General features: G+C 64.3%; 12 protein-coding genes. All 12 read right to left on the minus strand.

All coding sequences use genetic code 11. The annotated features are described in order from the left end of the window. Positions 1–7: 7 nt before the first annotated feature. The gene (hflC, locus tag ACQ66H_RS12075) at positions 8–889 is read right to left on the minus strand and encodes a protease modulator HflC (protein WP_430434226.1); all 882 of its coding nucleotides are present in this window, start codon (positions 887–889) and stop codon (positions 8–10) included. Further along, positions 889–2,100 (minus strand): FtsH protease activity modulator HflK, encoded by a 1,212-nt coding sequence (gene hflK, locus ACQ66H_RS12080; protein ID WP_430434227.1) that lies wholly within the window; start codon positions 2,098–2,100, stop codon positions 889–891. The genes hflC and hflK overlap by 1 nt, the downstream gene beginning before the upstream one ends. Before the next feature lie 20 nt (positions 2,101–2,120). Next, entirely contained in the window at positions 2,121–3,386 is a 1,266-nt protein-coding gene (gene hflX, locus ACQ66H_RS12085) for a GTPase HflX (RefSeq protein ID WP_430434228.1), read from the minus strand. A gap of 36 nt (positions 3,387–3,422) precedes the next feature. Beyond that, positions 3,423–3,662 carry an RNA chaperone Hfq gene (gene hfq / locus ACQ66H_RS12090; protein WP_019917982.1) on the minus strand — a complete coding sequence of 80 codons (240 nt, stop codon included), beginning with the start codon at positions 3,660–3,662 and terminating at the stop codon, positions 3,423–3,425. Positions 3,663–3,762: 100 nt separating this feature from the next. Beyond that, complete coding sequence (gene der, locus ACQ66H_RS12095; protein ID WP_430434229.1) at positions 3,763–5,091, minus strand: ribosome biogenesis GTPase Der; 1,329 nt, start codon at positions 5,089–5,091, stop codon at positions 3,763–3,765. A gap of 9 nt (positions 5,092–5,100) precedes the next feature. After that, positions 5,101–6,243, minus strand: a complete 1,143-nt coding sequence (gene bamB, locus ACQ66H_RS12100; RefSeq protein ID WP_430434230.1) for an outer membrane protein assembly factor BamB — start codon at positions 6,241–6,243, stop codon at positions 5,101–5,103. After that, positions 6,240–6,914: a YfgM family protein gene (locus ACQ66H_RS12105; protein WP_430434231.1), complete on the minus strand. Its 675-nt coding sequence runs from the start codon at positions 6,912–6,914 to the stop codon at positions 6,240–6,242. The genes bamB and ACQ66H_RS12105 overlap by 4 nt, the downstream gene beginning before the upstream one ends. 41 nt (positions 6,915–6,955) lie before the next feature. Beyond that, positions 6,956–8,254 carry a histidine--tRNA ligase gene (gene hisS, locus ACQ66H_RS12110; protein WP_430434232.1) on the minus strand — a complete coding sequence of 433 codons (1,299 nt, stop codon included), beginning with the start codon at positions 8,252–8,254 and terminating at the stop codon, positions 6,956–6,958. A 10-nt stretch (positions 8,255–8,264) separates the two neighbouring features. Next, the gene (ispG, locus tag ACQ66H_RS12115; protein ID WP_430435628.1) at positions 8,265–9,518 is read right to left on the minus strand and encodes a flavodoxin-dependent (E)-4-hydroxy-3-methylbut-2-enyl-diphosphate synthase; all 1,254 of its coding nucleotides are present in this window, start codon (positions 9,516–9,518) and stop codon (positions 8,265–8,267) included. Continuing rightward, positions 9,518–10,363, minus strand: coding sequence for a RodZ domain-containing protein (locus ACQ66H_RS12120; RefSeq protein ID WP_430434233.1), 846 nt, complete (start codon positions 10,361–10,363; stop codon positions 9,518–9,520). Before ACQ66H_RS12120 ends, ispG begins: the two co-directional genes overlap by 1 nt. A gap of 17 nt (positions 10,364–10,380) precedes the next feature. Beyond that, on the minus strand, positions 10,381–11,211 hold the full coding sequence (pilW, locus tag ACQ66H_RS12125) for a type IV pilus biogenesis/stability protein PilW (protein WP_430434234.1): 831 nt from the start codon (positions 11,209–11,211) through the stop codon (positions 10,381–10,383). Beyond that, positions 11,208–12,317 carry a 23S rRNA (adenine(2503)-C(2))-methyltransferase RlmN gene (gene rlmN / locus ACQ66H_RS12130; protein WP_020164943.1) on the minus strand — a complete coding sequence of 370 codons (1,110 nt, stop codon included), beginning with the start codon at positions 12,315–12,317 and terminating at the stop codon, positions 11,208–11,210. Before rlmN ends, pilW begins: the two co-directional genes overlap by 4 nt. Between the last annotated feature and the right edge of the window lie 8 nt (positions 12,318–12,325).

Raw genomic sequence — 12,325 nt, forward strand, 5'->3', positions numbered from 1 at the left:
GCTGTGTTTACTTCCCGGGTGCCTTCGAACCATTCTTCAGATAGCGGAAGAAATCCGAATTCGGCTCGATCACAAGCACGTCGCTCTTGCTGCGGAAACTCTTCTGGTAAGCGTCCATGCTGCGGTAGAAAGCGTAGAACTCGGGATTTGAGCCAAACGCGCTGCCGTAGATCGCGGCCGCCTGGGCGTCGCCCTCACCCTTGATCTTCTGCGCTTCGCGGTAGGCTTCGGCGACGATGATTTCGCGCTGGCGATCGGCATCGGCGCGGATCTTCTCGGCCTCGGCCGAACCACGCGAACGCAGTTCGTTGGCAACGCGCTTGCGCTCCGCTTCCATACGGCGGTAGACCGATTCCGACACTTCGCTCGGCAGGTTGACGCGCTTGAGACGCACATCGACGATCTCGACGCCGATCTTCACCGCATCGACGTTGGCCTTGCTCCGCATGTCCTCCATGATCTTGTCGCGCTCGCCCGATACGACCTCGTGCACGGTGCGGCGACCGAATTCCTCCCGCAGGCCGGCATTCACGGTCTGCAGCAGGCGCGTTTCCGCCAGGCGTTCGTTGCCGCCCACCGAAATGTAGTACTGCTTCACATCGGTGATGCGCCACTTCACGAACAGGTCCACCAGCACGTTCTTCTTTTCCGACGTGATGAAGCGCTCAGGATCGGCACTGTCCAGCGTCAGGATGCGACGGTCGAACACGCGTACGTTCTGCACCAGTGGCCACTTGAAATGCAGGCCCGGCTGTTCGATCACGTTACGGACTTCACCAAGCTGGAAAACGATCGCGTACTGACGCTGATCCACCGTGAACAGCGAGGTTGACGCGAGCACGATGGCGAGGATGATGCTGCCCAGCAGCAGAGGAAGCTTTTCCTTCATCAACGCTCTCCCCGCTCACGCGAACGCAGCGCTTCACGGTTGCGCGCATCATTTGCCGTCTGGTCGTTCATCAGCGGCGGCAGCGTCATCGGCTCAGCCGGACGGGCAACGCCATCGGTCGCCACACCCGACTGCTGCATCAGCTTGTCCAGCGGCAGGTACAGCAGGTTGCCGCTGCCCTTGGCGTCGATCATCAGCTTGCTCGTATTGGTCATGATCTGCTGCATGGTGTCGATGTACATGCGCTGGCGCGTCACTTCGGGCGCCTTCACATACTCGGACAGCACCTGCTTGAAACGGCTGGCGTCACCTTCCGCAGTCGCGATGATGCGCTGCTTGTAACCGTTGGCTTCTTCCATCAGACGCGAAGCGGTACCGCGCGCCTTCGGAATGACATCGTTCGCGTAGGCCTGGCCCTCGTTCTTCTGCCGTTCGAGATCCTGCCCGGCCTTCACCGCGTCGTCGAACGCGGCCTGAACCTGCTCCGGCGGCTGGGCGTTCTGCAGCGTCAGCTTGCTGATCTGGATGCCGGTCTGATAGCGATCGAGGATCTGCTGCATGATGCGCTGCGCATCGACGGCGATCTGTTCGCGACCTTCATACAGCACGAAGTCCATCTTGCTCTTGCCGACGATCTCGCGCATCGCGGTCTCGGCCGCGTGCACCACCGTGTCTTCCGGCAGGCGGTTCTGGAACAGGTAGGCAACCGGATCCTTCAGGATGTACTGCACCGCGAACTGGATGTTGATGATGTTCTCGTCGTCGGTGAGCATCAGCGCTTCGTTCAGCACCTTGTTGCGCTCACTGCCGCGGTAGCCGATTTCGACCGTGCGCACGCCGGTCAGATTGACCAGCTCGTGCGAATCGATCGGGAACGGCAGGCGCCACTGCAGGCCCGGCTCGGTCGTTTCGTGCAGCTTGCCGAAGCGCAGCACGACGCCACGCTGGCTGGCATCCACGATGTACAGACCACTGGCCAGCCAGACGATGAGCACGAGGCCGAGAATGATGCCGATGCCACCGCCGAACTGGCGTGGCCCGACTGGCGGGCGCGCCTCGTTGCCTCCATCGCCCGAGGACTTGCCGCCAAACATGCCGGACAGTTGACGATTGAAGTCACGCCAGAGATCTTCCAGATCGGGCGGTCCCTGGTTGCCGCCCTTGTTGCCGTTGCCGCCCTGATTGCCCCAGCGGGGGTCATTGAGCGACATCAAGATCGCATTGAGCACGTTCAGACTGGATAAGTAAGGATGGATGAGTCGGGTGACGCGTTCGCTCCGTCGGCTGACGAAGCTTCATCACCCGCCGACGGTGAGATGACTGGGAGTGCAGACCTCGACGAGGGTTCCAGATTCAGCCCACGCGGATCGTCATTCGGTGACTTCCGGTTGGCGGCAGCTATTCGTTCGTCAATCAGGCGCTGCGTCACCGCCGCCCTCAGATCGGCGAGTCCGGCACCCGTACGAGCGCTTACACGCGCCGTTTGAATGGTATCACAGGCCCCGGAATCGGCTCCGGGCGCCAGAGCGGGCACCAGATCGACCTTGTTCAGCACGCGGATCTGCGGCACCGCATCGGCACCGATTTCCGCCAACACCTTGTCCACTGCCGCGATCTGCGCGTCGCGATCGGGGGCCGACGCATCGATCACGTGCAACAGCAGATCGGCGCCCGCGGTCTCTTCGAGCGTTGCATGGAAGGCCGCCACAAGCGTGTGCGGCAGATCGCGGATGAAACCCACCGTATCCGAAAGCACCACCTGACCGAAGTCGCCGAGGTAGAGCTGGCGCGATGTCGTGTCCAGCGTCGCGAACAACTGGTCCGCAGCATAGGTGCCGGCTTTGGTCAGCGCATTGAACAGCGTGGACTTGCCGGCGTTGGTGTAGCCGACCAGAGCGACGACCGGCGTTTCACGGCGCTCACGCGACTTGCGCCGCACGCCACGCTGGCGCTCAACGCGCTCAAGCTTCTCTTTCAGCGCCTTGACGCGTTCCCCAAGCAGGCGACGGTCGGTTTCAAGCTGGGTTTCGCCTGGACCGCGCAGACCGATGCCGCCCTTCTGCCGTTCCAGGTGAGTCCAGCCGCGCACCAGGCGAGTGGCCAGGTGTTCGAGCTGAGCCAGTTCGACCTGCAGCTTGCCCTCGTGGCTGCGCGCACGCAGCGCGAAAATGTCGAGGATGAGCGCATTGCGGTCGATCACCCGGCGCGACAGCGCGCGCTCGAGGTTGCGCTGTTGCCCCGGCGACAGTTCGTGGTTGAACAGGACGATGTCGGCCTCGTTGGCGTTGGCCAGATCGAGGATTTCCGCAACCTTGCCCTTGCCGGCGAAGGTGGCCGGGTCCGGCGACTGCCGGCGCCCACCGACGCGAGCGACCGGCTCGGCACCGGCGCTGCGCACCAGCAGCGTGAATTCGTCGAGACGGTCTTCGTAGTCCCTCGCGCCAAGGTCGAGCTGGACGATGACCGCACGCTCCCCACCTGACGGACGGTCAAACATCCGCGCAGGCTTTCATGGTAGAGGACGGGAACGGAATCAACTGCCCTCGCCCTGGTCGTGCTGGATGTTGACCGGACGGGCCGGCACGACGGTGGAAATCGCGTGCTTGTAAACCATCTGGGTGACCGTGTTCTTCAGCAGCACGACGTACTGATCGAAAGACTCGATCTGGCCCTGCAGCTTGATGCCATTGACCAGGTAAATCGCGACCGGAACGTGCTCACGGCGCAGGGTGTTGAGGAAGGGGTCTTGTAGCATTTGCCCTTTGTTGCTCATGGGAACACCTCTTGTATATTTGAAATTCAACTGTACTGGATTTTTTGATGCACCGCAGCCTTGGACGCGGCGTCAGCCGATTTGATCCCGGAGCGGCCGATCATTTTTCCCGTGCGGCAAAAGGGTTGTGCGCGGTGCGGAACTGGACCCGCAAGGGCGTGCCCTGAAGCTTGAAGGTTTCGAGGAAACTGCGTTCGAGGAAACGCCGGTAACTGTCGGCGATGTGCTCGAGCGCACTGCCGTGAATCACGATGACCGGCGGATTCATGCCGCCCTGGTGCGCGTAACGCATCTTCGGGCGGAAAAGACCGTGCTTGGGCGGCGCCTGTTTTTCGACCGCGGCCTGCAGCGCCCGCGTCAGGCGTGGCGTTGGCAGCTTGATCATCGCCGCGGCGTAAGCGGCGTCCACTGCGCCGAAAATGCCACTGACGCCCTGCCCCTCCAGCGCCGAAATGTAGAGCTGGCGCGCGAAGCCGAGAAAGCCCAGCTTGCGCGCGATCTCCCGTTTGAAGATTTCGCGGCGGTAGCTGTCCACTGCGTCCCACTTGTTGACCACCAGCACCAGCGCACGACCGCTCTCGACGATGAAGCCGCCGATGTGGGCGTCCTGATCCGACACCTCCTGGGTCGCGTCGAGCACCAGGACGCAGACGTTTGACTGCTCGATCGCCTGCACCGTCTTGATCACCGAGAACTTCTCGATCGACTCGAACACCCGGCCCTTGCGCCGCAGGCCCGCGGTGTCGATCAGCGTGTACTCCTTCCCGCCACGCTGGAACGGAATGCTGATCGCGTCGCGCGTGGTGCCGGCCTGATCGAAGGCGATCACACGCTCCTCACCGAGCAGCGCGTTGATCAGCGTTGACTTGCCGACATTCGGACGACCGGCCACGGCAATCTTCGGGCCGCGGACATCGTCTTCGTCCTGCGGATCCTGCGGGAAAGGTTCGAGGCAGTGATCGACCAGATTGCGCACGCCCTCGCCATGGGCCGACGAAATGACGTGGATGTCGCCCAGGCCCAGTTCATGGAACTCGGCGGCGACGATCTCGCGCCGCATACCCTCGGCCTTGTTCACGGCCAGCACCAGAGGCTTGCCGACGCGGCGCAGCCGGGCTGCGATCTCGCGGTCGTGCGCGGTCAGCCCGGCGCGGCCATCGACGATGAACACCAGCACATCGGCTTCGGCGATCGCCTGCTCGGCCTGCTGCGCCATCTCGACCATGATGCCGTCGCGCGCGGTCGGCTCGAAGCCGCCGGTGTTGACCACCAGAAAGGGGCGATCGCCCATGCGGCCGTTGCCATAGTGGCGATCGCGGGTCAGGCCGGGAAAATCGGCGACCAGCGCATCACGCGTCTTGGTGAGGCGGTTGAACAATGTTGACTTGCCCACATTGGGGCGACCGACCAGTACCAGTACGGGTTTCAAATCAATTCCTCAGCGTGCCGACAGCGCGCGCACGCTGCCGGCGCGGCTCTGGGCGATGAATGCGCGTCCGTAGGGCTGCATCGCCGCGTTGATGGCACTGCCGTCACCGTTCAGGCGGGCAGCAAAGGCACCGTTCTCGCGCTGCAGCAGGTGCACGATACCTTCGACATCGCTGACCGCAACAAATCCCTCCAGTGCAAGCGGCTTGCCCGGGAAGCGACCGGCCAGCTTGTCCTGCTTCCACAGGCTGGCGCCGGTGGCGCGATCGAGCGCATGCACCGCGCCCTTGTCATCGCTGATGTAGAGATTCTGTGTATCGATGTCGATGCCGGCGCTGCTAGAAATGTCGCGCGTCCAGACGGTGTTGCCGCTGCTCAGTTCGAAGCAGGCGACCCGCCCCTGAAAAGCGGTAGCGCAGACCTCGCGACCGGCGATCACCGGCGGACTGGTCACATCGGCGATGCGCTCCAGCTCGGTCGAGCCCTTGGGCAGCGCCACGTTGGATTCCCACACCGCGGAACCGTTGGTGCGATTGATCGCCACCAGCTTGCCGCCGGGAAATCCGGCCAGCACCAGCGACGGCGTCGTGATCAGGCCGGCGTGGGTGCGCAGTGTCAGCGCCGGGTTGGCACGCTGGTAGTTCCACTTGCGGGCACCGTCGGCGGCTGCAAAAGCCTGGATGCGGCTGTCGGCGCTGCGCACGAACACCATGTCGTCCGACACCTCGGGCGCGCTGAGCACTTCCGACGTGACGCTGCCCTGCCACATCGGCTTGCCGTCGGTGGAGAAGGCCAGCACTTCGCCCTTTTCCGTACCAACCACCAGCATGCGCTCATTGGCGCCGACGCCGCCCGACAGATTCTTGCCGGCGTCGATCTTCCAGATCTGCCGGCCATCGTCGATGCGCGCGATCGAACCTTCGCGCGAGGCGACATAGACCGTCCCGCCGATCACTGCCGGTTCGAACACGAAATTTTCCGACTTGCCGGCGCCGAAACGCCACACCTCGGCCAGCTGCGCCGTCGGCTGGATCACGCCCAGCGACGGAACCTTGGGTTTGGACGGGCCGCTGAAAGGATTCAGGCTGTCCAGCGACAGCGACGAACACCCGGTCAGCGCCGCGACGAGCAGCAGGGCCGAAGCACGTTTCACTGCTTGCCCCCCACAGCGTCCAGCTTGATTTCGATCACGCTGCGATAGCCCTGCTGGGCCAGCGACGCCGCCTCACCTTCGGCCTTGATCATATCGTCCAGCTTGGTCAGCGCCGACTGATAGGCGGCACGCGCCTCGTCGCGCTGGTCGCGCATCAGGTGCAGATCGCCACGTGCTTCGAGGAAGCGCGCTTCCAGCGACGCCTCGGCCTTGTCGTCGAGCAACTTCGCAGCGTCGTCGAACGCCTGCTCCTCGATCATGACGTAGGCCAGACGCAGGCGGGCCAGATCGCGCAGAACGTCTTCCGGCGCCTTGTCCTTCACCCATTCGAGCTGCGCACGGGCCGTCTTGGTATCGCTGTTCTCGACGTGAACCTTGGCCGAAAGCAGCGCGCCCAGCGACGCATACGGGCTGCTGGCGTAGTGTTCGGTCAGTTCTCCCGCCGCTTCGCGCGTCTTCTTCAGGTCACCGGCCAGGGCCGCCTCCTGCAGCGTGTCGAACACGGCACTCGCCTTGACCGACTGGTCGCGGTTATACCAGCCCCATGCCTGCTGGCCGATGATGGCGGCCGAAATGGCGATCACGGCCCAGGTGATCGCATTGCCCCATTGGTTCCACCACGCCTTGATGGCGGAGAGCTGTTCCTGTTCTTCCAGATCGAGTGCTGCCATGGTGTCGGCTCCTGCCCGGTAATCCGGTTATTGAAAGTTCGTTATTGGAAAGTGTCGTCGCGGTCGCTGACGAAGTCGTCCAGCAGCATGGCGGCCAGATGCTCGCCAACGTCGTCGAGACTGACGCGCATCTGCTCGCCACCGCGCAGCGGCTTGAAGGTCACTTCGCCGGCCGCGACCTCGTCCTCGCCGAGGATGAGTGCGACCATGGCACCGGAGGCATCGGCGCGCTTCATCTGCGACTTGAAGCTGCCGCCGCCGCAATGCATCAGCGTCGCGAAACCGCCGTCGCGCAGACGCTCGGCCAGCGTGAACGCGGCCGTCTGGGTGCCGGCGCCGGAGTGCACGATGTACACCTCGACCCGATCGACCAGCGCGTCGGCCTGCTTTGCGTCCCACAGTGCCATCAGGCGCTCGATGCCCATGGCGAAACCCGCCGCCGGCGCCGGCTTGCCGCCGAGCTGGGCGATCAGGCCGTCGTAACGACCGCCCGCACACACCGTACCCTGGGCGCCGAGCTGATCGGTCACCCACTCGAATACGGTGAGGTTGTAGTAATCCAGCCCGCGCACCAGGCGCGGATTGATGCGGAACGGGATGTTGGCGGCGCGCAGCGTGTCCTGGATCGCGGTGAAATGCGCCAGCGATTCCTCGCCGAGGTAATCGGACAGCTTGGGCGCTGCTTCGACCAGCGCCTGCATGGCCGGGTTCTTGGTGTCCAGGATGCGCAGCGGATTGCTGTGCAGCCGGCGCTTCGCGTCGTCGTCGAGCTGGGCCTGGTGCGCCTCGAAATAGGCGATCAGTTCGGCGCGGTGCTTCAGGCGCTCTTCCGGCGAACCGAGCGAGTTGATTTCGAGCTTGATGCCCATCAGGTCCAGGTCGTCCCACAGGCGCTGGCACATGATGATCAGTTCGGCGTCGATGTCCGGCCCGGCATAGCCCAGCGCTTCCACGCCGACCTGATGGAACTGCCGGTAGCGTCCTTTCTGCGGACGCTCATGGCGGAACATCGGACCCATATACCAGAGCTTGCGCGGGCTGTCGTACAGCAGGTTGTGCTCGGTCACCGCGCGCACGCAGGAGGCGGTACCTTCGGGGCGCAACGTCAGGTTCTCGCCGTTGAGCGCGTCCTCGAAGGAATACATTTCCTTCTCGACGATGTCGGTCACTTCACCGATGGCGCGCTTGAACAGCGGCGTATGTTCCAGCAGCGGCATGCGGATCGGCCGGTAGCCGTAGCCACGCAGCCAGTCGCGCACGATGGTTTCGAATGCTTCCCAGCGTTCCGCCTCGTCCGGCAGGATGTCGTTCATGCCGCGAACGGCTTGCAGTTTGCTCATTGTTCTTCGTTCAGACGCCGGTGCGACCGGCGATCTTCTTGGTGTAGGTGCGGGCCACGTAGGCATCGACGATGCCGCGGAACTCCGCCGCGATATTGTCGCCCTTCAGCGTGACCGTCTTCTCGCCGTCCTCGAACACCGGCGCGACCGGCGTTTCACCGGTGCCGGGCAACGAAATGCCGATATTGGCGTGCTTGCTCTCGCCCGGCCCGTTCACGACACAGCCCATCACGGCCAGCGTCATGCGCTCGACGCCGTCGTACTGCGTCTTCCACTCCGGCATCTTGTCGCGGACATAGGTCTGGATGTCAGCGGCCAGTTCCTGGAAGAAGGTCGAGGTCGTGCGGCCGCATCCGGGACAGGCCGCGACCATGGGCGTGAAGGCACGCAGCCCCATGGTCTGCAGCATCTCCTGGGCGACGATCACTTCCTTCGTGCGGTCGCCATTCGGCTCCGGCGTCAGCGACACGCGAATGGTGTCGCCGATGCCCTGTTGCAGCAGCACCGACATCGCTGCGGTTGACGCCACGATGCCCTTGGAACCCATGCCGGCTTCGGTCAGGCCCAGATGCAGTGGATAGTCGCAGCGCTTCGCCAGTTCGGAATAGATGGCGATCAGGTCCTGCACACCGCTCACCTTGCAGGACAGGATGATCTTCTCCGGCGACAGCCCCCACTCGACCGCCTGCGCCGCACTTTCGAGCGCCGAGGTGACCATGGCTTCGCGCATCACCTCGACCGCATCCTTGGGCTGCGGGCGACGCGCGTTCTCGTCCATCACGCGGGCGAGCAGCGCCTGGTCCAGGCTGCCCCAGTTCACGCCGATGCGCACCGGCTTGTCGTAGCGGCAGGCGATGTCGATCAGTGCGGCGTACTGCTCGTCGCGCTTGCTGCCCTTGCCGACATTGCCGGGGTTGATGCGCAGCTTGTCGAGCACCTCGGCACAGGCCGGGTGTTCGCGCAGCAGCTTGTGACCGTTGAAATGAAAATCGCCGACCAGCGGTACGTTGACGTTCATCTTGAGCAACTGCTCGCGCACCTTGGGCACGGCAGCGGCAGCCTCCATCGTGTTCACGGTGATGCGCACGATTTCCGAGCCGGCGCGCGCCAGTTGAGCGACCTGGATCGCGGTCGAGATGTGATCTTCGGTATCGGTGTTGGTCATCGACTGCACCACCACCGGTGCAGCCGATCCGACGACGACACCGCCGACGCGCACGGTGCGCGTGGCGCGACGGGAGATGGCAGAGGACAGTTCACTCATCATTCGAGCCTCAGACGGGCGACATCGACCTTGGTCGCCGGGGCCAGATCGTGCGGCGTGCCGTCGATGCTCAGGCGGACCGATTTCGCATTGCCGATCACCAGCGACACCGGGAACACTGCACCCACGCTGCGCGAGCTGCCGGCGCGATTGAGTTCGGACAGGATGATGTGATCCTGCGCATCGCGGATTTCAACCCAGGAATCGGCTGCGAAGGTGAATGCAAGCTGCCGCTGCCCCGCCACGGGCGGCGCAACGGCGGTTTCGGCCGCCGGCGACGGCGAAGCCTCGGGCAACGCTGCCGCGAGCGTCGCCTCGGTCGCAACGGCGTCGGCCGCCTGCGCATCCGTACTCGGCGTCGCCGGCTCCGCTTCGGGCTCAGCCACAGCGTCCGGCGGCGGCATCACCGATTCCTGCTCCACCTGCACCTGCTCAGCGGCCGGCGCGGTCCAGAATTCGGACCACAGATAGAGCGCGATGGCGACGACGACCGGCACGCTGAGGGCAAACAGCGGCAGCAACCATTTGCGTCGCGGGGACTGCACAGGCATCGCGACGCCAACGTCGGCCTGCTCGACCAGCTGCGGCGTCGCCCGCACCTGCTGTTGATCGAGCTGCGCCAGCAACGACTTCGGATCGAGACCGATCAGGGCGGCGTAGTTGCGGATGAAACCACGGGCGTAGGTCGGATTCATCAGTTCTGCGTAAGCGTCGGCTTCGATGGCTTCGACCTGGCGCGCAGCCAGCTTGATCGCGGCACCGACGCCTTCGACCGTCATGCCGCGCGCTTCGCGCGCACGGCGCAGTTGCGCCCCGACCGATTGCTGCAAAGATGACTCCTGCATTGCGTTATCGACCGTCATCAGTCGTAGTTCCCCTGCATCAGCGCCTGGTGCTGCGGCGTACCGGCAAAACGGCGACGCAGCTGACCGGCAAAACCCGATTCCGACGCCTTGTCACCGAGCTTGCGTTCGATACGCACGGCCAGCCAGAGACTTTCCGCCACCGGGTCGGTCTTGGCGTGGAAGTCGCTCAGATACTTGCGCGCCTCGTAGAAGTTCGCCCGGCGATAGAACAGGGCCGCGAGGTTGTAGAGAGCCTGCAGGTTGTCCGGATCGGCGTTGATCGCACGCAGGAAATTCACCTCCGCCCCGGCCAGATCGCCCGCCTCCATCGCACACAGGCCGGCATTCGTATAGGGGCGGGTCGGGTGCGCGTAAAGCGGGTTCTTGATCGCAGTATTGAACAGTTCCATCGCACGTGCGCGCTCACCGCTCTGACACAGGAACCAGCCGAAATTGTTGTTGATGTCCGGGTCGCTCGGCGACAGGCGCAGTGCCTTCTCGAAATTCTCCCGCGCCTGCGGACGTTCCTGCAGGTACATGTGGGCAAGACCCATCAGGTTGTAGGCGGGGCCGTAGGACGAATCATCGCGCAGGGCCTGGCGGCCTTCGTCAAGCGCCACCGCGACATTGCCCGCCTCCAGATAGGCCAGACCGAGTTCGGTGTGCGATTTGGCGCGGGTGCGGGCGGCGCCGGTAACGATGTTCTCGACCGGCCGGTAGTCGGAAGCCGGCGTAGACGGGGCGTTCGATGCGGCGGTGCCCGGCCGGGCGGTCTGACCGCCGGCGCATCCGGCCAACAGCCACGCCGCGGACAGCGCGGCGGCCGCGCCTGCAATCAATCTTTTCACCGTGCGGGAACCTCCTGGATCGGAATGGTCTTGCGGGTGCGCCGGGTGCGGTCGAGCACCTGGCCGGCGAGCTGGCCACACGCGGCATCGACGTCGTCGCCGCGCGTCTTGCGCGTGGTTGTGACGATGCCTTCGGCCATCAGGATTTCGGAGAAGCGGCGGATGCGCTCCTTCGACGAACGTCCGAAAGGCGCTTGCGGGAACGGGTTGAACGGTATCAGGTTGTACTTGCACGGCACCTGGCGGGCAATATCGACCAGTTGTCGCGCGTGCTCGTCGCTGTCGTTCACGCCGTCGAGCATGACGTACTCGAAGGTGATGAAATCGCGCGGCGCGCGATCGAGATAGCGCACGCAGGCGGCCAGCAGCTCGCGCAGCGGGTACTTCTTGTTGATCGGCACCAGCTCGTCGCGCAGCGCGTCGTTCGGCGCGTGCAGCGACACCGCCAGCGCGACCGGGCAGGCGTCGCGCAGGCGATCCATCGCCGGCACGATGCCCGAGGTTGACACCGTCACACGACGGCGCGACAGACCGTATGCATTGTCGTCCAGCATCAGCTTGAGCGCCGCCACCGTGGCGTCGAAATTGGCCAGTGGCTCGCCCATGCCCATCATCACGACGTTGGAAATCACGCGCTCGCCGTCATTCTCGCCACCGCGCACAGCGCCGAGCGCACGATTGGCAAGCCAGAGCTGACCGATGATTTCCGACACTTCGAGATTGCGGTTGAAACCCTGCTTGCCGGTCGAGCAGAAAGCGCAGTCCAGCGCGCAACCGGCCTGCGTCGAAATGCACAGCGTGCCGCGACGCTCTTCCGGAATGAACACGGTTTCCACCGCATTGCCGGCACCGACATCGATCAGCCATTTGCGCGTGCCGTCGGTACTGGTGCTGTCACGCACCGGCACCGGGGCCTCGACGCAGGCGATGTCCGCCAGCTTGGCACGCAAGGACTTGGCGACGTCGCTCATCGCGTCGAAATCGCCTTCGCCATTGCGGTGTATCCATCGCATCACCTGCCGCGCGCGGAAGGGCTTCTCGCCCAGACTCGTGAAGAAGTCGGCGAAGCCCTCGGCGTCGAATTGCAGCAGGTTGGTGCGGGTCACGCGTGTGC

The sequence above is a fragment of the Methyloversatilis sp. genome (genome assembly GCF_965284615.1).
Classification (GTDB): Bacteria; Pseudomonadota; Gammaproteobacteria; order Burkholderiales; family Rhodocyclaceae; genus Methyloversatilis.

What these genes read in the sequence shown, in the direction of transcription:
- ACQ66H_RS12120 (WP_430434233.1), bottom strand. Translation starts at nt 10,363, where the DNA reads ATGCAGGAGTCATCTTTGCAGCAATCGGTCGGGGCGCAACTGCGCCGT.
- ACQ66H_RS12105 (WP_430434231.1), bottom strand. Translation starts at nt 6,914, where the DNA reads ATGGCAGCACTCGATCTGGAAGAACAGGAACAGCTCTCCGCCATCAAG.
- ispG (WP_430435628.1), bottom strand. Translation starts at nt 9,518, where the DNA reads ATGAGTGAACTGTCCTCTGCCATCTCCCGTCGCGCCACGCGCACCGTG.
- hflK (WP_430434227.1), bottom strand. Translation starts at nt 2,100, where the DNA reads ATGTCGCTCAATGACCCCCGCTGGGGCAATCAGGGCGGCAACGGCAAC.
- hisS (WP_430434232.1), bottom strand. Translation starts at nt 8,254, where the DNA reads ATGAGCAAACTGCAAGCCGTTCGCGGCATGAACGACATCCTGCCGGAC.
- hflC (WP_430434226.1), bottom strand. Translation starts at nt 889, where the DNA reads ATGAAGGAAAAGCTTCCTCTGCTGCTGGGCAGCATCATCCTCGCCATC.
- hflX (WP_430434228.1), bottom strand. Translation starts at nt 3,386, where the DNA reads ATGTTTGACCGTCCGTCAGGTGGGGAGCGTGCGGTCATCGTCCAGCTC.
- hfq (WP_019917982.1), bottom strand. Translation starts at nt 3,662, where the DNA reads ATGAGCAACAAAGGGCAAATGCTACAAGACCCCTTCCTCAACACCCTG.